Source organism: Streptomyces sp. NPDC043176 (assembly GCF_056436715.1).
Genome location: NZ_JBWKCA010000025.1, coordinates 55,938 through 74,827, shown reverse-complemented (window position 1 = coordinate 74,827; position 18,890 = coordinate 55,938). Strand labels below are relative to the sequence as shown.

The following is an 18,890-nucleotide window of genomic DNA, read 5'->3' as shown; positions in this document are numbered from 1 at the left end:
CCTCGCGCGCCCATGTCGTCAGGAGGCCCGCTCGGCCGGCGGGGCGACCGTCGAGGTCCACAGGCGGCGGGCGGCGAGGAGGGCGGCGGCGAGGAGGAGGGCGTTGCGGAGGACCATGACGGTGAGGCCGGTGGGGGTGCCGGCGACGACGTCGAGGTAGAGGACGGGGTAGGCGAGGGAGCTCAGCGCGGCGGCCGGGAGGAGGAGCAGGGCGACCGGGCGCATCACCGTCCGGCGGGAGGTCAGGCAGACGGCGGCGAGCCCGATCAGCCAGATCATGTACTGGGGGCTGATCACGCGGCTGGTGACGGTGAAGAGCAGGACGGCGGCGAAGGCCGCGTCGAGGGGGGTGGCCGGGGTCCAGCGCCGGGCTTGGACGCGCCAGAGGAGCAGCCAGCCGAAGGCGGCGACGGTGAGCAGCAGGGCGAGGTGGCCGAGGCTGGAGACGTACGGGCCGACGTACTCGAAGGCGCCGTAGCGGAACTCGACCCCGCCGGACCAGGCGCCGGAGGCCTGGGCCAGCGCGAGGGCGGTGCCGCCGAGGGACTCGATCTGGATGCCCCGGTCGCCCTGCTGGCGCAGGAAGCCCAGGGACTCGGAGAAGAAGAGCGCGAGGGTGGCGAGGAGCGCGAGGGCGGTGACGGCGGCCGCGGTCCAGGCCTCGCGGGTGGTACGGCCCCGGGGCGTGCCGATGAGGGCGAGGGCGGGCCAGACCTTGACCATCGCGCCGATGCCGGCGAGTGCCCCGCCGAGCCGGTGGGCGGCGGTGGAGCGGGCGCCGAGGGCGAGGAGCGCGAGGACGGCGAGGGCGGTGGTCTGGACGTCGTACCGGGCCAGCGGCAGGTGCAGGAGGAGCGGGAGGCCGCAGACCCAGATCCAGGCGCCGTGGGTGAGGTGGGCGCTGTCCGCGCGGGCGAGGGCGAGGGCGACGACCGCGTCGGCGAGCAGGGTGAGGGCGACGAACGCCTGGAAGTACGTGAGCCACGGGAGGACGCCCGGCGACATGATCACGAGCCCCGCGCCGGGCGGGTACTGCCAGGTGACGTCGCCGGCCGGGAAGGTGCCCTGGGCGAACTGCCCGTACCAGTGCCGGTAGAGGGCGACCTCGCGCCCCACCCCGCCGATGCCCAGGTCGTCGCGGTACAGCAGCAGGAGCATCCAGGCCCGGGTGAGGAGCCAGCCGGCGGCGAGGGCGAGGTGGGGGCCGCGGCCGACGGTGACGAAGGTGGCCGAGGTGAAGGTGTCCGACTCGAAGGGCGAGCCGGTCAGGGCGGGCGGTTCGCTGCCGGTCCGGGGCGGGGCGGGGGATTCGCCTCCGCTGTGGGGCGGTCCCGGGGGCTCGCTTCCGGTCAGGGGCGGTGGCTGCGGGTGATGGTTCGTCACCCCACAGCACTTTAGACCGTAATGTCCTGATTGTTCGTCGTCTTCGGGCCCGGCCCGGCCGTGTACTCCTCGTACGCCGCCACCACCTCCTCCGCCGGGCCGTCCCTCCGCAGCGTCCCCGCCTCCAGCCACAGCGCCCGCTCGCAGGTCTCGGTGATAGTCGAGTTCGAGTGGCTGACCAGGAAGACCGTGCCCGCCTCCGCCCGCAGCTCGTCGATCCTCCGTCGGCTGCGGCGCCGGAAGCGCGCGTCACCCGTCGACAGGGCCTCGTCGATCAGCAGCACGTCGTGGCTCCTGGCGGCGGCGATGGAGAAGCGGAGCCGGGCGCCCATGCCGGAGGAGTACGTCCGCATGGGCCGGGAGATCGCGTCGTCCTTCTCGTTGATCCCGGAGAAGTCCACGATGCCGTCGTAGCGTTCGCGCACCTCGGAGCGGCTCATGCCCATCGCGAGGCCGCCCAGGACCACGTTCCGCTCGCCCGTCAGATCGCCCATCAGGGCCGCGTTCACGCCGAGGAGGGAAGGGCGGCCGTGGGTGTAGATCCGGCCCTCGTCGACGGGCTGGAGGCCCGCGATGGCCTTCAGGAGGGTGGACTTCCCACTCCCGTTCGAACCGATCAGGCCAATCGCCTCGCCCCGGTGCGCGACGAAGCTGACGCCGCGGACGGCGTGCACCCTGCGGCTCGTCGGAGTCGTACGGCCGCGGCGCAGGATCCGGCCGAGGGTGGCGGTGGCGCTGCCGCGGCCGCCGCCCGGCCCACCGCCGGTTCCGCCGTTGACGGTGTACGTGATGTGGACGCCGTCGACCACGACGGTGGGGGTCGCCTCGATGTCAGCCACGGCCGTACGTCTCCTCCGCTTTCCAGAACCAGACGAAACCGCCGCCGAAGGCGAGCAGGGCCCAGCCGGCGGCGAGCGCCCAGGCGTGCGGCGGCAGCTGCGCCGCGGTGTGGCTCCTGATCAGGGCGAAGCGCACGAGGTCGATGTAGACCGCCGCCGGGTTGCACTGGAGGGCCGCCACCACGCCGTCGGGGAGGCGTTCGCCGCTCGCCAGGTTCCGGATCGACCACATCGCGCCCGACGCGTACATCCAGGTGCGGAGCACGAACGGCATCAGCTGCGCGATGTCCGGGGTGCGGGCCGCCGACCGGGCCAGGACGAGCGCCACGCCCGTGTTGAACAGGGCCTGGCAGGTGAGCGCGGGGACGGCGAGCAGCCAGCTCCAGGTCGGGAGCTCGCCGCACGCGAACAGGATCGCCACCAGCGCCGCGAGCGAGAGCAGGAGCTGCTGGAGCTGCTGGAGCGCGAGCGAGATCGGCAGGCTCGCGCGCGGGAAGTGCAGGGCGCGGACCAGGCCCGAATTGCCGCTGATCGCCCGGGTGCCGGCCATCACCGTGTCGGAGGTGAAGGTCCACACGAAGATGCCGGTGATCAGGAAGGGCACGTAGTCCGGGACGCCGTGCTTGGCGTTCATCAGCACGCCGAAGATCGCGTAGTACACGGCCGCGTTCAGGAGCGGGGTCATCACCTGCCAGACCTGGCCGAGGCGCGCCTGGCTGTACTGGGCGGTCAGGCGGGCCGTCGCGAACGCGGCGATGAAGTCGCGCCGGGACCAGAGCTGCCGGACGTACTCCGGGAGCGGGGGGCGGGCGCCGCTGACGGTGAGGCCGTGGCGGAGGGCGAGCGCGCGCAGGTCCTCCTCGGGGGCGGCCTGCGGCGGGGGTGGGGCGAGGGCGGTGGTCACGGGCGGACGCTTTCGGCGAGGGGGGCGGGCCTTCCGGTGCGGCGCTTCCGGCGGGGGCCGGGCTTTCCGGTGGGGCGGTCACGGTGAGAGAGGTCGGGCCTTCCGGTGGGGCTTTCGGTCGGGGGCGGCCTTCCGGGGGCTTTGGGTCGGGGGCCGGCCTTCTGGTGGGGGCCGTGGCGATGGGACGGTACCGTATCGTCGCCACGGGGAGAGTAGGCCGGGTGTACGTCGGAACGCAACCGTATCGTCGTGACATGGGTGTTGGTTAGGATGCCGTCATGACCGCTCCGACCCCACGCCGCGCCCCCGCAGGGGCCGCCGTGCTCCGCGAGGACGTGACCGAGGCCATCCGCGCCGCCGTCTTCGAGGAGCTGGCGACCGTGGGCTTCGCCCGCATGTCCATCGAGGGCATCGCGCGCCGCGCGGGAGTCGGCAAGACCGCCGTCTACCGGCGCTGGAAGTCGAAGCTCGCCCTCGTCCTCGACCTCGTCGGCGCCTTCGCCGCCCAGGGACTGCCCGCGCCCGACACCGGCTCCCTCCACGGCGACGTGCGCGCCCTCCTCGAAGTGGCCTCCCACGCCCTGCGCCACCCGGTCGCCTCGAAGGTCATCCCCGACCTGCTCGTCGAGGCCGCCCGGCACCCCGAGATCGCCGAGACCGTGACGTCCACGCTGCTCGACGGCCAGCAGGGCGTGGTGACCCGGATCGTCCGCGAGGCCGTCGCCCGCGGCGAGCTGCCCGAGGGCGCGGACCCCGCCCGCGCCCTCGACCTGGTCGTCGGACCGCTCTACTGGCGGCTCGTCGTCGTCCGCGGCCCCCTGCCGCCGGGATACGCCGACGACCTCGCCCGCTCGGCCGTGGCGGCGCTCCGGGCCTGACCGGCCGCTACTTCACCGCGCCCGCCATCACCCCGGACGCGAACTGGCGCTGGAAGGCGAAGAAGACCACCAGCGGCACCACCATGGACACGAACGCGCCCGGCGCGAGCACGTCCACGTTGTTGCCGAACTGCCGGACCTGCTGCTGGAGCGCCACCGTGATCGGCGGCGACTGCGAGTCCGCGAAGATCAGCGCGATCAGCATGTCGTTCCACACCCACAGGAACTGGAAGATCCCCAGCGACGCGATCGCCGGGCCCCCGAGCGGCAGCACCACCCGGGTGAACAGGCGGACCTCGCCCGCCCCGTCGAGCCGCGCCGCCTCCAGGAGTTCGCGCGGGATCTCCGCGAAGAAGTTCCGCAGCAGGAAGATCGCGAACGGCAGGCCGAAGGCCGTGTGGAAGAGGACGACCCCGAGCGTCGTCTCGAAGAGCCCGACCGCCCCGAACAGCTTCGACACCGGGACCAGGGCGACCTGCACCGGCACCACGAGCAGGGCGACGACCCCCAGGAACCACCAGTCACGGCCCGGGAATTCCAGCCACGCGAACGCGTACCCGGCGAACGAGCCGAGGACGAGGACGAGGAGCGTCGCCGGAACGGTGATCAGGACGGTGGAGACGAGGGAGCCGGTGATCGTCTCGTTCGCCAGCAGGTGCGCGTAGTTCTCGGTGGTCAGCCGGGCGGGCGCGGTGAACACCTGCCACCAGCCGTCCGCCGCGATGTCCGAGGGCGAGCGGAGCGACGAGACCAGCAGCCCGATCGTGGGCAGCAGCCAGAACAGGCCGGCCAGGACGAGGAAGACGCGGACCGCACCGGAGGCGGCCCCGGCGGCCGCCCGGGAGACGAGCGACGTGCGCCGGGAGGCGGGCGAAGCGGTCCGGGAGGCGGCCGGCGCGGGCCGGCGGGCGAGCGACGTCATCGGCGGGTCTCCCTTCGTATGCGGCGGATGTTGACCGCCATCACCGGCAGGACGAGCAGGAGCAGGACGACCGCGATCGCCGAGCCCACCCCGAGGTCCGCGTCCGTGCCGAAGGACGAGCGGTACAGCTGGAGCGCCAGCACGTTGGCGTCGTCCTGGGCCGAACCCGGCGCGATGACGAAGACCAGGTCGAACACCTTGAGCACGTTGATCATCAGCGTGACGAGGACGACCACCAGGACCGGGGCGAGCAGCGGCACCGTGATCCGGCGGAACACCTGCCACTCGTTCGCCCCGTCCACCCGCGCCGCCTCGAGCAGTTCGCGCGGTACGGCCGCGAGCCCGGCCCCGATCAGCACCATCGCGAAGCCGGCCCACATCCACACGTACGCGCCGATGACGGCCGGGGTCACGAGCGACGGCCCCAGCCACTCCACGCCGTCGTACTGCTCACGGAAGTTGCTCGCGGGCAGCCGCAGTACGGCCCCGTCGGCCCGGTCGGCGGGCAGTGCGAAGGTGCCGTCGGCGGCCGCCGTGGCCGTGGCGACCACCTTCCCGTCCCTCACCGCCTCGATCCGCAGTCCCGCCAGGCCCAGTTCGGCCGGGTCGACGACGTTCGGCCGCCCGCCGCCGCCCCGGGTGAAGTCCAGCCACGCCGTTCCGGTGACCGTGTCCGACCCGCCGGACCCGGCGGCCGGCTCGCGGGCCGGGCGGGCCTCCTCCGGCATCCGCCCGGGAGCCACCCCGATCAGCGGCAGCCGTACGGGCTCCCCGGCGCGGACCGGCTCCTCGGTGACGAACGCGCCGCCGCCGGCCGCCTCCAGCGGATGCACCGGCAGCGGCCGGGCGCGCGGGAAGCCGGACGCCTCGGCGAACGTGTCGTGGACCCCGACCCAGACGGCGTTGGCGACCCCTCGGTCGGGGTCCTGCTCGTAGACGAGCCGGAAGATGATCCCGGCGGCGAGCATCGAGATCGCCATCGGCATGAAGACGACCAGCTTGAACGCCGTGCCCCAGCGGACGCGTTCGGTGAGCACCGCGAAGACCAGACCGAGCGCGGTCGCCACCGCGGGTGCGACGACCAGCCAGATCAGGTTGTTGCGGACGGCGGTGCGCAGCGAGTCGTCGGTGAGGAGCGCGACGTAGTTGTCCAGGCCGACGAACGAGGTGCCGGGACGGTCGAAGAACGAGCGCTGGACGGAGTACCCGATCGGGTAGACGACCAGCGCGCCGAGCAGGATCAGGGCGGGGAGCAGGAACCCCGCCGCCACGACCCTGCTCCGCGCACCGGTCCGCGCGCCGACGCCGCCGGGCGCGCGCGGACCGCGGAAGCGGGAGCCGGGGGCGCCGGGCGGGGCTTCCGGCCCGGCGCCGCGGGCGGCTTCCGGCCCGGCGCCGCGGGCGGCTTCCGGCCCGGCGTGGCGGGTGGCCTTCGGCATGGCGGGCCTCAGCTCTTCGCCGCGGTCCGGTACGCCTTGGCCGCGTCCGCCTCCAGTCGCGCCTGGGCCCCGGCGACGTCCTTCGGGTTCTTCAGGAAGTCCTGGAGCGCCTTCCACTCGCCCTTGCCGGGAGTGCCGCCGAAGGACTGCGGCATCTGGTCCGACATGTCGAAGCGGAAGTCGTCACCGGCGTCGATGAGCGCCTTCGCGATCTCGCGCTGGACGTCGTTCGGATACGCGGCCGGGTCCAGGTTCTTGTTGGGGGAGAGGAAGCCGCCCTCCGCCGCCCAGATCCTCGCCGCGTCCGGGGAGGCGAGGAAGGCGAGCAGCGCCTGCGCGCCCTTGGTGTCCTTGAGGGCCACGGCGGCGTCGCCCGCCGTCACCACCGGCGCGGTGCCGGAACCGACGGTGGGGAACGGGAAGACCTTCGCGTCCGTACCGATCTTCGCCTGCGTCTGGGCGATGTTGACGGCGGCGAAGTCGCCCTCGAAGACCATCGCCCCCTTGGGCTGGTCGCCGCCCGTGAACGTCTGCGTGACCGAGGCCGGGTACTCCGTCTGCAGCGCGCCGTCCGTCCCGCCCGCGATCAGCGCCGGCTTGCCGAACAGCTCGCCGAGCGTGGTCAGGGCCGCGGCGACGGACGGGTCCGTCCACTTGATCGTGTGCTTGGCCAGCTGGTCGTACTTGGCCGGGCCCGCCTGGGAGAGGTAGATGTTCTCGAACCAGTCGGTGAGGGTCCAGCCGTCCGCGCCGCCGACCGAGACCGGGGTGACGCCGGAGGCGGAGATCGTCTCGGCCGTCGCGAGGAAGTCCTTCCAGGTCTTCGGCTCGGACGCGCCGGCGTTCTCGAAGACGGCCGTGTTGTACCAGACCAGGGACTTGTTGGCGGCCTTGAAGTACACCCCGTACTGGGTGCCGCCCACCGCGCCGAGCTCCTGCCAGCCGCGCGAGTAGTTCGCGGCCAGCGCGGCCTCGGTCTCGGGGCCGACCGGCTTGAGCCACTTCTGCGCGGCGGCCTGCTGGATCGCGCCCACCTGCGGGAGCATCGCCACGTCCGGCGGCGAGCCGCCGGCGATCTTCGTGCCGAGGAAGTTCACGATCGGGTCCTGGGCGGGCACGAACGTCACCGTCGCCCCGGTGCGCTTCTCGAACTCCCGTAAGACCTTGGTGAAGTTCTCCTGCTCCGGACCCGTCCAGACCGCCGCGACCTCGATCTTCTCTCCCTTGAGCGGCAGTTCGCCCGTGGGCCCCGGCTTCTTCCCGACCTCGCCGCCCCCGCCGCAGGCCGCGAGGGCCAGTGCGGAGAGCGCCGTGAGCGCGGTCATGGTCACCGCGGCCTTGCGTGGACGAAGAGTTGTACGCATCGCTGCCCCGTCTCTCCCGTGCGTGTCGCTGTCCCGTGCCGACAGGTCTACGCCGGGCGAAGGAGCCCCGCAATACCGCCTTCCGTGTCAAGCGGGCGATCGTTGCGTCCTCGTGACGTGCCGTCAGCCACGCGTCGCGGGGCTCAGCGGCGCTATGGGAGCCGCCTCCACCGAGCGGGCCGCCCGGTCGAGCGCGCTCGCCAGCAGCGCCAGGTCCGTCGGCCCGTTGCCCAGCTCACGGACCGGGCGACGGGTGGGCGGGTCGCCCATCCGCTCCCACTCCAGCGGCACGACCGTCGGGCGCAGTGTCGCCGTCCGCGGGATCCGCCCGGTGACACGACCCGCCTGGAACGGGGTCACCCGGCCGTCCGGATGCCCGAGGCGGCCCCGCCCGGCCGCCGGGACGTCCGGCCCCGCGGTCACCGGCGGCGCGTCGAGCACGATCCTCAGCCGGGCCCCGTGGGCCAGCTCCGTGTCGGCCGTACGGTCCGGGCGCGCCGAGGTCGCGACCAGGTGCACCCCCAGCCGCTCGCCGCTGCGCGCGACCGCCTCCAGAGCCCGTACGACGGACCCCGCCGCCGGTCGGCCCGGAGCGCCGAGCGCCGGGGCCACCAGCGCGTCGAAGTCGTCGACGAGCACCACGAGCCGCGGCAGGTACCCGCCGCCCGCCGCCCTCGCCGCGGCCTGCTCACCCGACGCCGGCCGCGGAATCCGCCCCACGGCCTCCTCGCCCCTCGCCCCGGGATACCCGGTCCGGCCACTCGCCCGGCCACCGACGTCGTCGGCGCCGGGGTAGGGGGTGCGGCTGCTGGTCCGGCCGGTGACGTCGTCGGCGCCCGGGTAGGGGATGCGGCCACTCGCCCGGCCGGTGACGTCGTTCGCGCCGGTGCGGGGGGTGCGGCCGCTGGGGTGGTCGGTGAGGTCGGCGTCGCTCGTGCGGAGGGTGCGGCTGCTGGGGCGGTCGTCGAGGGGGCCGCCGTCCCGCCGGGGCAGGCGTCCGCTGGGCGTGTCGGGGAGGAAGGCGTCGCCGTCGTCGGTGCGGAGCGTACGGCCGTCGGCGCGGCCGCCGAGGTCGTCCCCGCCCGGGTAGGGGGGCCGGCCGCTCGGGCGGTCGGACAGCGTGCCGTCGTGCGCGCGGCCGCCGCGAGCGCTGGGGAGGGCGCCGACCGTGCCGTCGCCGGTGCGCAGGGTGCGGCCGCTCGGGCGGTCCGTGAGGTCGCCGGTGTCCGGGACGCGGACGGTCGCGCGGGCGCCCTGGGGCAGCGACTCCGCGGCGCTGGGGGAGCGCGGGCCGATCAGACGCTCCGCGGGGGACGCGGGGCGACCGCCGCGGCGGTCGGCGAAGTGGGCGTCGCCGAGGAGCTCCGCCCGGCGCTTCAGCTCGGCGCCGAGCGCCTGCGCGAACTCCCGCATCCGGACCGGGTCCGAGGCGACCAGGTGCTCGGTCACGTGCGGCAGCTCCGTACAGGCCGCGAGGCCCTCGCCGCGCTCGCCGCCCGCCCCGTCCACGAGGAGCAGGCCGAGCCGGTCGGGGCGGCCGCCGGCCGCGAGGGAGGCGGCGATCGAGCGGAGCAGCTCCGTGCGCCCGCTGCCCGCGGGGCCCTCGATCAGCAGGTGCGGGCCCTCCTGGGTGAGGTCCACCGCCAGCGGGCCGCGCGGCCCGGCGCCCAGGACGGCCGTCCCGTCGCCGGCGGAGGCCCAGCGGGCCATCAGGGAGGCGGGCGTGGCACGGGCGAGCCCGAGCTCGTCGAGGAGGCGTGCCGACGGGGGCAGCGCCGCGGCCCGGCCGTACGGCGCCGCGGCCGTCTCCGTACGCAGCGGGGCGAGGGCGCGGCCGAACCGCTCGGCCCAGGCGACGGACACCGCGTCGACCACGCCGACCGTGCCGTGGCCCGCGACCCGGCCGCCGGCGGTGCGCAGCAGCCGCAGCGCCGTCGCCACGTCGCCGCTCAGGAGCGCGGCGGCCCCGCACTCGCGGAAGGCGAGGGACGCGGCGCACGCGGCCTCGTAGGTGGCGGCCACCGGCGACTCCGGGGTGGCCGACGGCGCCTCGGCGAGGCACAGGAGGTGGATGCCGGCCGCCGCGCCCGCGCCCGCGAGGCGCGCCACGGTCTCGCGCAGTGCCGCCGAACCGGGGTCGCCGTCCACGATCACGACCGTCGTCGGCCCGTCGTGGCGGGCCGCGGCGTCGGCGACCGACGCCCGGTCGGCGCTCGGCCAGCCGGGGCCGAGCGGGCCGTCGTCGAGGCGCCGGGTCAGCTCCGCCGTGCGGGCCTGGGCCTGCTCGCGGTCGTACGCCAGGAGCAGCCGGCAGTCCTGGCCGTGGGCCGGCCGGACGTGCGGGAGCCAGCCGAGCCAGCCCCAGGTCCGGCGCCGCTCGTCGAGGGAGCGGTTCCGGTCGGCGCTGATCAGCACGATCTCCAGGTCGGAGGGCGAGTGCAGGGCGGCGAGCTGGGCGACGACCGAACGGGCGAGTCCGGCGAGCCGGTCGGCGGGCCCGGCCAGGCCGAGCGAACCGGCCTCGCGCAGCCCGACGGTGACGGGCACGCCGGAGAGCTCGGCGCGGTCCGCCGTGCCGAGCCGGACCACCAGGGCCTCGGGGTGGCCGCTCTCCCGCTCCCAGAGCCGGGGGCCGGGGCCGAGCGCGGTGAGCAGGACGGTCGCGGGGTCGGGCCAGCTGTCGGCCACCGGCAGGGGGCCGGGGACGCCCTCGTGGGCGCCCGCGGCGGTCCGGGCGCCGGCGTGCGTGTCGGGGACGGGGCCCGGGGCGGCCGCGGCGGCCGGGAGCTCCTCGCGCCCGCCCGTCAGGCGCCGGGCCCACGCACCGAGCCCGCGCTTGGCGCCGGGCCGGCCGGAACCGGCCGGAGGGGCTTCGCGCCGGGTCTGGCGGGTCCTGCTGTGCGCCTCGCCGCCGTCGTCGTGACCGTCGGCGGGTTCTCCCGCGCGCGCGTGGCCCGGGGAGGGGTCGGTGTGCCCGGTGCCGTAGGGGGCGGGACGGCGGTCGTCGGCGTACCGCTCCTCGTACGGGTGCGTGTCGTCCGTCGCGGCGCCGAACGCGATCCCGCGCGCGCCGCCGTGGGTCGTGTCGCGCGAGGTGGCGTCCGCGGCGCGCCCGGGAACCGCGCCGGGTCCGGCCGCCGGTGCCGTGCGCCGGCCGGAAGCGGGCCCGTCCGCGTCGTCGCGGCCGTCCGTGCCGTGCGCCACCCGCAGGTGACCCTCGCCGTCCGGTGCCGTCGCCACCGTGTCCGTACCGCCCGGGGCTCCGCCGGGGCCGGTCAGGCGGAGGGCGGACTCGCCGAGCCGCAGCAGCGCGCCCGGGCGGAGCCGGACGGGACGGTCGCCGACGGGGACGCCGTCGAGGGTCGTGCCGTTGGTCGAGCCCAGGTCGGCGACGGTCACCCGGCCGTTCTCCCCGACCGTCACCGTGCAGTGGGCGCGGGAGACGTCCGGGTCGTCGAGCGGCACGTCGGCGTCGACGGAGCGGCCGATCCTGATCGCTCCGCCGTGCAGCAGGTGGACCCCGCCCGCGTCCGGTCCCGCGACCACGTGGAGCCGCGCGGAGGCGGCCTCGCCGAGCCGGTCGTCGGGGCCGGGCAGCTGGAGGGAGAGGACCGCGCCGTCGACGAGCGGCGGCTCGCCGAGCACGCAGCGCCGGGTGTCCAGACGCTCCGCGCCCGCGTAGAGCACGGTGGTGCCCGAGGCCGAGGTGTCGGGGCCGGTGACGGCGGCGGCCAGGCCGGAGGCGACGGCGGCGAGCGCCGTCCCCGCGGGGGCCGTGACGAGCACGTCGCACGTGCGCCCGGCGCCGTGGCCGGCGTACGGCGCGAGGACGGTCAGCCGGATCTGCATCGCCGTCAGCGGTCCCTTCTGCGCGACATGCCCGGCAGGGGAACCGCCCTGTGAGTCCCCCCACCCGGCACGGACGCGTAGCCCGGTACAGGTCGGCACGGCGCGGGGCTCCCGACCCCGATGCGACGTGCTGTAGGCATCCTCGCACCTGCCACCGACAACCGACCCCCGGGTCGGCCATAAGTGATCTTGAATGGTCGGCTGTGGACGTGAAATCGCCTGGTTGGGCACGCCTTCGGAGCATGCGCGGCAACCGTCCCGCCGCGTGGAGCGTCTTCTTCCGGACAAGTTCCGCTCGTGACGGGAGCCGTCGCGGCCCCCGGTGACGCGCGGACGAGGCGCCGGACACGGCCTCGGAATCCGGCTGTGGACGACCGGCCTGTGACCCGTTCGGCGGCACTAAAGTGGGTCGGACACCCGGACGGGTCACAACAAAGGACAAGGACCCCGGGGACATCACAGGAAACCCCAGGACCACGATCAGCAGGGAGCGCGTGACGTGCGGCCTATCGGCAGCAAGTACCTGCTCGAGGAGCCGCTCGGTCGCGGCGCCACGGGCACCGTCTGGCGAGCCCGCCAGCGGGAGACGGCGGGCGCCGAGGCGGCCGTGGCCGGCCAGCCCGGCGAGACCGTGGCGATCAAGGTCCTCAAGGAGGAGCTGGCCAACGACGCGGACATCGTGATGCGCTTCCTGCGCGAGCGGTCCGTCCTGCTCCGGCTCACCCACCCGAACATCGTGCGCACCCGCGACCTGGTCGTCGAAGGCGATGTCCTCGCCCTCGTCATGGACCTCGTCGAGGGCCCCGACCTGCACCGGTACATCCGGGAGAGCGGCCCGCTGACCCCGGTCGCCGCCTCCCTGCTGACCGCCCAGATCGCCGACGCGCTCGCCGCCAGCCACGCCGACGGCGTCGTCCACCGCGACCTCAAGCCGGCCAACGTCCTGCTCGCCGAGCAGGGCGGCCAGATGCACCCGATGCTCACGGACTTCGGCATCGCACGCCTCGCGGACTCCCCGGGCCTCACCCGCACCCACGAGTTCGTCGGCACGCCCGCGTACGTGGCGCCCGAGTCCGCCGAGGGCCGCCCGCAGACCTCCGCCGTCGACATCTACGGCGCGGGCATCCTGCTCTACGAGCTCGTCACCGGTCGGCCCCCCTTCGCGGGCGGCACCGCCCTCGAGGTCCTGCACCGGCACCTCAGCGAGGAGCCGCGCCGCCCCTCGACCGTCCCGGGCCCCCTGTGGACGGTCATAGAGCGCTGCCTCAGCAAGGACCCGGACCGGCGGCCCAGCGCCGAGAACCTGGCCCGCGGCCTGCGCGCGGTCGCCGCCGGCATCGGCGTGCACGCCACACCCGCCCAGATCGAGGCGGCGGAGGGCGTCGGCGCGCTCCTCGCCCCCGACCCGGCCCCCGCGCCGGTCCCGGAGACCCCGGGCGCCGCGGACCCCACCCAGGTGCTGCCCGCCGGCGCCGGGACGCCGCCGCAGTACGACCCCGCCGGCGCGACCAGCGTGCTGCCGACCGGCGGCCCGGCGGGCGCCGCCGACCCGACGGCCGTCATGCCCCCCGTACCGCCGCAGCCGCCGCAGGGCGCGCCGTCCGAGGAGCCGCACCCCTGGCAGAGCCAGCTGCGCGCCGCCCGCGACCGCAACGAGCAGACCCAGGTGCAGTACCTGGATCCGAGCGAGGACCCGATGCGGCGGCGCCCGCAGCGCCAGCAGCCGCAGCAGCCCCCGCAGGACCGACGGCCCGGCCCGTACGGCCAGCAGCCGCAGCAGTACGGCCAGCAGCCGCCGCAGTACGGCCGGCAGCGCCCCGCCCCGCAGCAGCCGGCGCCCCAGTCGTACCCGCCGCAGCACCAGCAGCAGCCGCAGCAGTACGCGCCGCCGCCGCCCCCGCAGCAGCAGTACGCCCCGCCGCAGCAGCAGTACCAGCCCCCGCAGCCGCCGCCCCAGGCCCCGGCGCCGCGCGAACCGCGGCCGCCGCGTCAGCGCAGCGCCAACCCGGTCCGGATCCCCGGCCTCGGCTGCCTCAAGGGCTGCCTGGTCATGATCGTCCTGTTCTTCGTGGCCGGCTGGCTCGTCTGGGAGCTCACCCCCCTCCAGGGCTGGATCGCCGAGGGCAAGGGCTACTGGGAGGCCATCGGCGACGGGATCAGTTCCTTCACCGACTGGGTCTCCACCCTCCTCGACAGCGGGAGCGGCTCGGGTACTACCGGCGGTACGGGACAGTAATACTGCCGATTTATCGACTTCCGAGGGGTGATTTCCCCTCGGAGGTGACGACCGGCGGCTGCGGACGCGTAGCTTTGGCGTAACCGCAGCCGCTGAGGGAGCAGTCTTGGCACGGAACATCGGCAGCCGCTACACCACCCACCAGATCCTCGGGCGGGGCAGCGCCGGAACGGTGTGGCTCGGCGAGGGGCCCGAAGGGCCCGTCGCCGTCAAACTGCTGCGCGAGGACCTGGCATCCGACCAGGAGCTCGTCGGCCGCTTCGTCCAGGAGCGGACCGCGCTCCTCGGCCTCGACCACCCCCGGGTGGTCAAGGTCCGCGACCTCGTCGTCGACGGCAACGACCTCGCCCTCGTCATGGACCTGGTCCGCGGCACCGACCTGCGCACCCGCCTCGACCGCGAGCGCCGCCTCGCCCCCGAGGCGGCCGTCGCGATCGTCGCCGACGTCGCCGACGCCCTCGCCGCCGCGCACAAGGCCGGGGTCGTCCACCGGGACGTCAAGCCCGAGAACATCCTGCTCGACATGGAGGGCCCGCTCGGCCCCGGCGGCGCCCACCCCGCCCTCCTCACCGACTTCGGCGTCGCCAAACTCATCGACACCCCCGGCCGCACCAAGGCCACCCGCATCATCGGCACCCCCGACTACCTCGCCCCCGAGATCGTCGAGGGCCTCCCGCCCCGCGCCGCCGTCGACATCTACGCCCTCGCGACCGTCCTGTACGAGCTGCTCGCCGGCTTCACCCCGTTCGGCGGCGGCCACCCCGGCGCCGTACTGCGCCGCCACGTCACCGAGACCGTCGTCCCGCTCCCCGGCATCCCCGAGGAGCTGTGGCAGCTGATCGTGCAGTGCCTCGCCAAGGCACCGGCCTCCCGGCTGCGCGCCTCCGAGCTCGCCGCCCGCCTCAGGGACGTCCTGCCGCTGCTCAAGGGCATCCCGCCGCTCGACGTGGACGAGCCGGACGCGGAACCGGCCCCGGAGCCGTACGAGGAGGACGCGTACCCCACCGCCGCCGGCGCCGGCGAACCCGGCCCGCGCCGGGCCGCCGTCCCGCTCGTCCCCGGCGCCTCCGCCGACTCCAACCGCGACACCCACACCTCCATGCGGGTCCCCGCCCCCGACGAGCTCTCCGGCGGCCCCCTCGGCACCGCACGCGCCCCCCGCCCGGCGGGCGCCCCCCGCCCCGGCTCCGCCCGGCACAAGGCGGGCGCCGTCCGCAAGAGACGCATCACCCTCGCCGTCGCGGCGGTCGTGGTCGTGGGCGCGCTCGGCGCCGGCGGCTACCTCGCGGCCTCCGGGGAGGACGCTCCGCCGCAGGACTCCCAGCAGTCCTCCCAGCCATAGGTTCGGCTCCAGGCCCGGAGCCGTTACGCTGGACGCGTGGCAGTCGTCGATGTATCCGAAGAGCTGAAGTCCCTCTCCTCGACCATGGGGTCGATCGAGGCCGTCCTGGACCTCGAGAAGCTGAGGGCCGACATCGCCGTGCTCGAAGAGCAGGCCGCGGCCCCGTCCCTGTGGGACGACCCGGAGGCGGCGCAGAAGATCACGAGCAAGCTTTCGCACCTCCAGGCCGAGGTCCGCAAGGCCGAGACCCTGCGCGGGCGGATCGACGACCTCGCGGTGCTCTTCGAGCTCGCGGAGGAGATGGACGACCCGGACACCCTCGCCGAGGCCGAGGCGGAGCTCGTCTCCGTCCGCAAGGCCCTCGACGAGATGGAGGTCCGCACCCTCCTCTCCGGCGAGTACGACGAGCGCGAGGCCCTGGTCAACATCCGGGCCGAGGCCGGCGGCGTCGACGCCTCCGACTTCGCCGAGCGCCTCCAGCGCATGTACCTGCGCTGGGCGGAGCGCCACGGCTACGCCACGGAGATCTACGAGACCTCGTACGCGGAAGAGGCCGGCATCAAGTCGACCACCTTCGTCGTGAAGGCCCCGTACGCCTACGGCACGCTCTCCGTCGAGCAGGGCACCCACCGCCTGGTCCGCATCTCGCCCTTCGACAACCAGGGCCGCCGCCAGACGTCCTTCGCGGGCGTCGAGATCCTTCCCGTCGTGGAGTCCTCCGACCACGTCGAGATCGACGAGTCCGAGCTGCGCGTGGACGTCTACCGCGCCTCCGGCCCCGGCGGCCAGGGCGTCAACACGACCGACTCGGCCGTGCGCATCACGCACCTCCCGACCGGCATCGTCGTCTCCTGCCAGAACGAGCGCTCCCAGATCCAGAACAAGGCGAGCGCCATGAACGTCCTCCAGGCCAAGCTGCTGGAGCGCCAGCGCCAGGAGGAGCGCGCCAGGATGGACGCGCTCAAGGACAGCGGCAGCTCGTGGGGCAACCAGATGCGCTCGTACGTCCTCCACCCGTACCAGATGGTCAAGGACCTCCGGACGGAGTTCGAGGTCGGCAACCCGCAGTCCGTCCTCGACGGCGAGATCGACGGCTTCCTCGAGGCCGGCATCCGCTGGCGCAAGCAGCAGGACAAGTAACCTCCCGTTCCTCCCCGTTCGGCCCCGCACCTTCCGGTGCGGGGCCGAACGCGTTCCGTGGCGGAGGGCGTGTTCGCTGACGCAAGCGCGATCGCGTACGCCGGGACGCTTTGTCGACAAGGGAACTGGGGTGTCGGGGCCCGTAGTTCAGGGTTTACGTCACAGTTGCATCGTCGCATGTCGGTCACCTGGTGATCTTTCGGGCATCGCACGCGCAACGACCTTGACGCCTCATCGGAAACTCGGAAGGGTGACGTACTGGCATGCGCTTTTCTGGGACGCGTGTGAACGGGGGCCGGTCCAGTCGTGACACCGCCCCTGTCGCGCGAGCCCTGAGCGCTGCCCCATGACGAGATGAGCTACTGGGGGTAGCAGCCAGATGACGAACAAGACGCGGATCCGCCTGGTGCGGGTCGCGGCCAGCGCCGTGATCATCGCCGGTGCGTCCCTGACGGCGGCCGGTGCCGCGCAGGCCGTCGGCGGATTCGGGACGGAGCCGGCCCAGTCCCAGGACGCGGGCCTCGGCGTGCAGGAGGCCCTGGACACCGAGGGCAACACGATCGTCGGCGACACGACGTCGTCCTCGACGTCCACGACGTCGGGCGACCCGTCGTCCTCGACGACCACCACCACGACGTCGGGCGACCCGTCCTCGTCGACCTCGACGACGTCGGGCGACCCGTCGTCCTCGACGACCACGACCTCGGGCGACCCGTCGTCCTCGACCTCGACGACCTCGGGCGACCCGTCCTCCTCGTCCTCGACGTCCACGACCTCGGGCGACCCGTCGTCCTCGACCTCGACGACGTCGGGCGACCCGTCGTCCTCGACGACCACGACCTCGGGCGACCCGTCGTCCTCGACGTCCACGACCTCGGGCGACCCGTCCTCCTCGTCCTCGACGTCCACGACCTCGGGTGACCCGTCGTCCTCGTCCTCGACGTCGGGCGACCCGTCCTCGTCCTCCTCGTCCTCCTCGTCCTCCTCGTCGACGTCGTCGACGTCGGGCGACCCGTCCTCCTCGACGTCGACCTCGAGCAACTCCTCGTCGTCGTCGACCTCCACCAGCGGGTCCACCAGCACCACCGGTGGCGCGTCCACCGACGGTGGCGCCGGCACCTGCACCGTCGACCTCGACGGCGCCGAGTGCGTGGAGACGGACAACAACAACCCGAACACCAACAACGAGGGCTCGCAGCCCGTGCAGCAGGGCCAGGCGAAGGAGGAGCTCGCCGAGACCGGCGCGGCGGAGACCTCGTTCCTGGTCATCGGCGCGGCGACCATGATCGCCGGTGGCATCGGCTTCCGCATGCTGCCGCGCCTCGTCGGCGGCGGCCGTACCGCCGTCTGACGTACGGCGGCACCGCGCATCCGCGTGGGCGCATGACGAAGGGCCGGGGAGTTCGCTCCCCGGCCCTCTCGCGTGGTTCCGGCTCGTACGGGCTCCGAGCGCCCTCCGCTCAGACCGTCCGGACGGCCGCGAGCAGCGCGATCGCCGCCAGCAGGGCGATCGCCAGCGTCAGCAGCATCGCCGGTGACGGACCCTGAGGGGTCAGACGCTCCCGGTTCGCGCGGCAGACGGGGCAGCGGCCCTCGGCGACCGGGGCCGCGCAGTTGGCGCACACCAGTCGGTCGTAGGTCATGCGCTCTCCTCCTCCCGCACTGGGGTACACAACGGGACAACGTCCGGTGGGTCCCGGACGTTCCCCCTACCACTGTGCCAGCTCCGCGGCGTTTCGGCGCGCCCCGTCGGATCGTCCCCGTTCGACCAGGAGGGCGAAAAGGATAAAGCACGCAAGCCAGGAGCGCGACTGCGCGGGCCTTCCCCGTTCGCGTAAGGTCACGCACACCTACTCCCGGCCGACCGTGGTGCATCCGTGATCCGATTCGACAACGTCTCCAAGTCCTATCCGAAGCAGAGCCGCCCCGCGCTCCGGGATGTATCCCTGGAGATCGAGAAGGGGGAGTTCGTCTTCCTCGTCGGTTCCTCCGGCTCCGGAAAGTCGACTTTCCTGCGACTGCTCCTGCGTGAGGAGCGCGCCAGCCAGGGCCAGGTGCACGTCCTCGGCAAGGACCTGGCCCGGCTCTCCAACTGGAAGGTGCCGCAGATGCGGCGCCAGCTGGGCACCGTCTTCCAGGACTTCCGCCTGCTGCCCAACAAGACCGTCGCCGAGAACGTGGCCTTCGCGCAGGAGGTCATCGGCAAGCCGCGCGGCGAGATCCGCAAGGCCGTGCCCCAGGTGCTCGACCTCGTGGGTCTCGGTGGCAAGGAGGACCGCATGCCGGGCGAGCTCTCGGGTGGTGAGCAGCAGCGCGTGGCCATCGCACGCGCCTTCGTCAACCGCCCGATGCTGCTGATCGCCGACGAGCCCACCGGCAACCTCGACCCGCAGACCTCCGTCGGCATCATGAAGCTGCTCGACCGGATCAACAGGACAGGGACCACCGTCGTCATGGCGACCCACGACCAGAACATCGTCGACCAGATGCGCAAGCGCGTCATCGAGCTCGAGAAGGGCCGCCTCGTCCGCGACCAGGCGCGCGGCGTCTACGGATACCAGCACTGAGCCTGTAGCGAGTAGGAGAAAGCAGAC

Annotated in this window: 15 protein-coding genes; 6 read left to right on the top strand and 9 right to left on the bottom strand. The window is 74.2% G+C overall.

Going from position 1 to position 18,890, the window contains the following annotated elements:
• Positions 1-18: 18 nt before the first annotated feature.
• The 3 genes from AC067A_RS31380 to AC067A_RS31370 are packed head-to-tail and all read right to left on the bottom strand — an operon-like array spanning position 19 to position 3,126.
• Positions 19-1,383, bottom strand: a complete 1,365-nt coding sequence (locus AC067A_RS31380; protein ID WP_479246186.1) for a glycosyltransferase 87 family protein — start codon at positions 1,381-1,383, stop codon at positions 19-21.
• Between the two features lie 11 nt (positions 1,384-1,394).
• Positions 1,395-2,222: an ABC transporter ATP-binding protein gene (locus tag AC067A_RS31375; RefSeq protein ID WP_479246184.1), complete on the bottom strand. Its 828-nt coding sequence runs from the start codon at positions 2,220-2,222 to the stop codon at positions 1,395-1,397.
• On the bottom strand, positions 2,215-3,126 hold the full coding sequence (locus AC067A_RS31370) for an ABC transporter permease (protein ID WP_479246182.1): 912 nt from the start codon (positions 3,124-3,126) through the stop codon (positions 2,215-2,217). Before AC067A_RS31370 ends, AC067A_RS31375 begins: the two co-directional genes overlap by 8 nt.
• A gap of 278 nt (positions 3,127-3,404) precedes the next feature.
• Between AC067A_RS31370 and AC067A_RS31365 the strand changes: the two genes are divergently transcribed.
• Positions 3,405-4,004: a TetR/AcrR family transcriptional regulator gene (locus AC067A_RS31365; RefSeq protein ID WP_479246180.1), complete on the top strand. Its 600-nt coding sequence runs from the start codon at positions 3,405-3,407 to the stop codon at positions 4,002-4,004.
• A 7-nt stretch (positions 4,005-4,011) separates the two neighbouring features.
• Here the strand turns inward: AC067A_RS31365 and AC067A_RS31360 are convergent, their stop codons facing one another.
• The 4 genes from AC067A_RS31360 to AC067A_RS31345 form a co-directional block, all read right to left on the bottom strand.
• The gene (locus tag AC067A_RS31360; protein WP_479246179.1) at positions 4,012-4,926 is read right to left on the bottom strand and encodes a carbohydrate ABC transporter permease; all 915 of its coding nucleotides are present in this window, start codon (positions 4,924-4,926) and stop codon (positions 4,012-4,014) included.
• The gene (locus tag AC067A_RS31355; protein ID WP_479246177.1) at positions 4,923-6,365 is read right to left on the bottom strand and encodes a carbohydrate ABC transporter permease; all 1,443 of its coding nucleotides are present in this window, start codon (positions 6,363-6,365) and stop codon (positions 4,923-4,925) included. Before AC067A_RS31355 ends, AC067A_RS31360 begins: the two co-directional genes overlap by 4 nt.
• Before the next feature lie 8 nt (positions 6,366-6,373).
• Entirely contained in the window at positions 6,374-7,729 is a 1,356-nt protein-coding gene (locus tag AC067A_RS31350) for an ABC transporter substrate-binding protein (RefSeq protein ID WP_479246175.1), read from the bottom strand.
• Positions 7,730-7,852: 123 nt separating this feature from the next.
• Positions 7,853-11,578, bottom strand: coding sequence for an FHA domain-containing protein (locus AC067A_RS31345; protein ID WP_479246174.1), 3,726 nt, complete (start codon positions 11,576-11,578; stop codon positions 7,853-7,855).
• Positions 11,579-12,077: 499 nt separating this feature from the next.
• Here AC067A_RS31345 and AC067A_RS31340 point away from each other — a divergent pair, with 499 nt between their 5' ends.
• The 3 genes from AC067A_RS31340 (at position 12,078) to prfB (ending at position 16,296) form a co-directional block, all read left to right on the top strand.
• Positions 12,078-13,814, top strand: coding sequence for a serine/threonine-protein kinase (locus tag AC067A_RS31340; RefSeq protein ID WP_479246172.1), 1,737 nt, complete (start codon positions 12,078-12,080; stop codon positions 13,812-13,814).
• Between the two features lie 106 nt (positions 13,815-13,920).
• Positions 13,921-15,156 carry a serine/threonine-protein kinase gene (locus AC067A_RS31335; RefSeq protein ID WP_479246171.1) on the top strand — a complete coding sequence of 412 codons (1,236 nt, stop codon included), beginning with the start codon at positions 13,921-13,923 and terminating at the stop codon, positions 15,154-15,156.
• A 36-nt stretch (positions 15,157-15,192) separates the two neighbouring features.
• Entirely contained in the window at positions 15,193-16,296 is a 1,104-nt protein-coding gene (gene prfB / locus AC067A_RS31330) for a peptide chain release factor 2 (RefSeq protein ID WP_479246169.1), read from the top strand.
• A 231-nt stretch (positions 16,297-16,527) separates the two neighbouring features.
• On the opposite strand, the gene AC067A_RS31325 is transcribed toward prfB, so the two are convergent.
• Complete coding sequence (locus AC067A_RS31325; protein ID WP_479246167.1) at positions 16,528-17,415, bottom strand: hypothetical protein; 888 nt, start codon at positions 17,413-17,415, stop codon at positions 16,528-16,530.
• 31 nt (positions 17,416-17,446) lie between these two features.
• Here AC067A_RS31325 and AC067A_RS31320 point away from each other — a divergent pair, with 31 nt between their 5' ends.
• A complete protein-coding gene (locus tag AC067A_RS31320) occupies positions 17,447-17,647 on the top strand; it encodes an LPXTG cell wall anchor domain-containing protein (RefSeq protein WP_017237018.1) in 201 nt (66 codons plus the stop codon).
• A 109-nt stretch (positions 17,648-17,756) separates the two neighbouring features.
• Here AC067A_RS31320 and AC067A_RS31315 read toward each other — a convergent pair whose 3' ends face one another.
• The gene (locus tag AC067A_RS31315) at positions 17,757-17,939 is read right to left on the bottom strand and encodes a hypothetical protein (RefSeq protein WP_366304856.1); all 183 of its coding nucleotides are present in this window, start codon (positions 17,937-17,939) and stop codon (positions 17,757-17,759) included.
• 234 nt (positions 17,940-18,173) lie between these two features.
• Between AC067A_RS31315 and ftsE the strand changes: the two genes are divergently transcribed.
• A complete protein-coding gene (gene ftsE / locus AC067A_RS31310; RefSeq protein WP_030692056.1) occupies positions 18,174-18,863 on the top strand; it encodes a cell division ATP-binding protein FtsE in 690 nt (229 codons plus the stop codon).
• The last annotated feature ends 27 nt before the right edge of the window (positions 18,864-18,890 follow it).

What these genes read in the sequence shown, in the direction of transcription:
- AC067A_RS31345 (WP_479246174.1), bottom strand. Translation starts at nt 11,578, where the DNA reads ATGCAGATCCGGCTGACCGTCCTCGCGCCGTACGCCGGCCACGGCGCC.
- AC067A_RS31350 (WP_479246175.1), bottom strand. Translation starts at nt 7,729, where the DNA reads ATGCGTACAACTCTTCGTCCACGCAAGGCCGCGGTGACCATGACCGCG.
- AC067A_RS31365 (WP_479246180.1), top strand. Translation starts at nt 3,405, where the DNA reads ATGACCGCTCCGACCCCACGCCGCGCCCCCGCAGGGGCCGCCGTGCTC.
- AC067A_RS31315 (WP_366304856.1), bottom strand. Translation starts at nt 17,939, where the DNA reads ATGACCTACGACCGACTGGTGTGCGCCAACTGCGCGGCCCCGGTCGCC.
- AC067A_RS31360 (WP_479246179.1), bottom strand. Translation starts at nt 4,926, where the DNA reads ATGACGTCGCTCGCCCGCCGGCCCGCGCCGGCCGCCTCCCGGACCGCT.
- AC067A_RS31355 (WP_479246177.1), bottom strand. Translation starts at nt 6,365, where the DNA reads ATGCCGAAGGCCACCCGCCACGCCGGGCCGGAAGCCGCCCGCGGCGCC.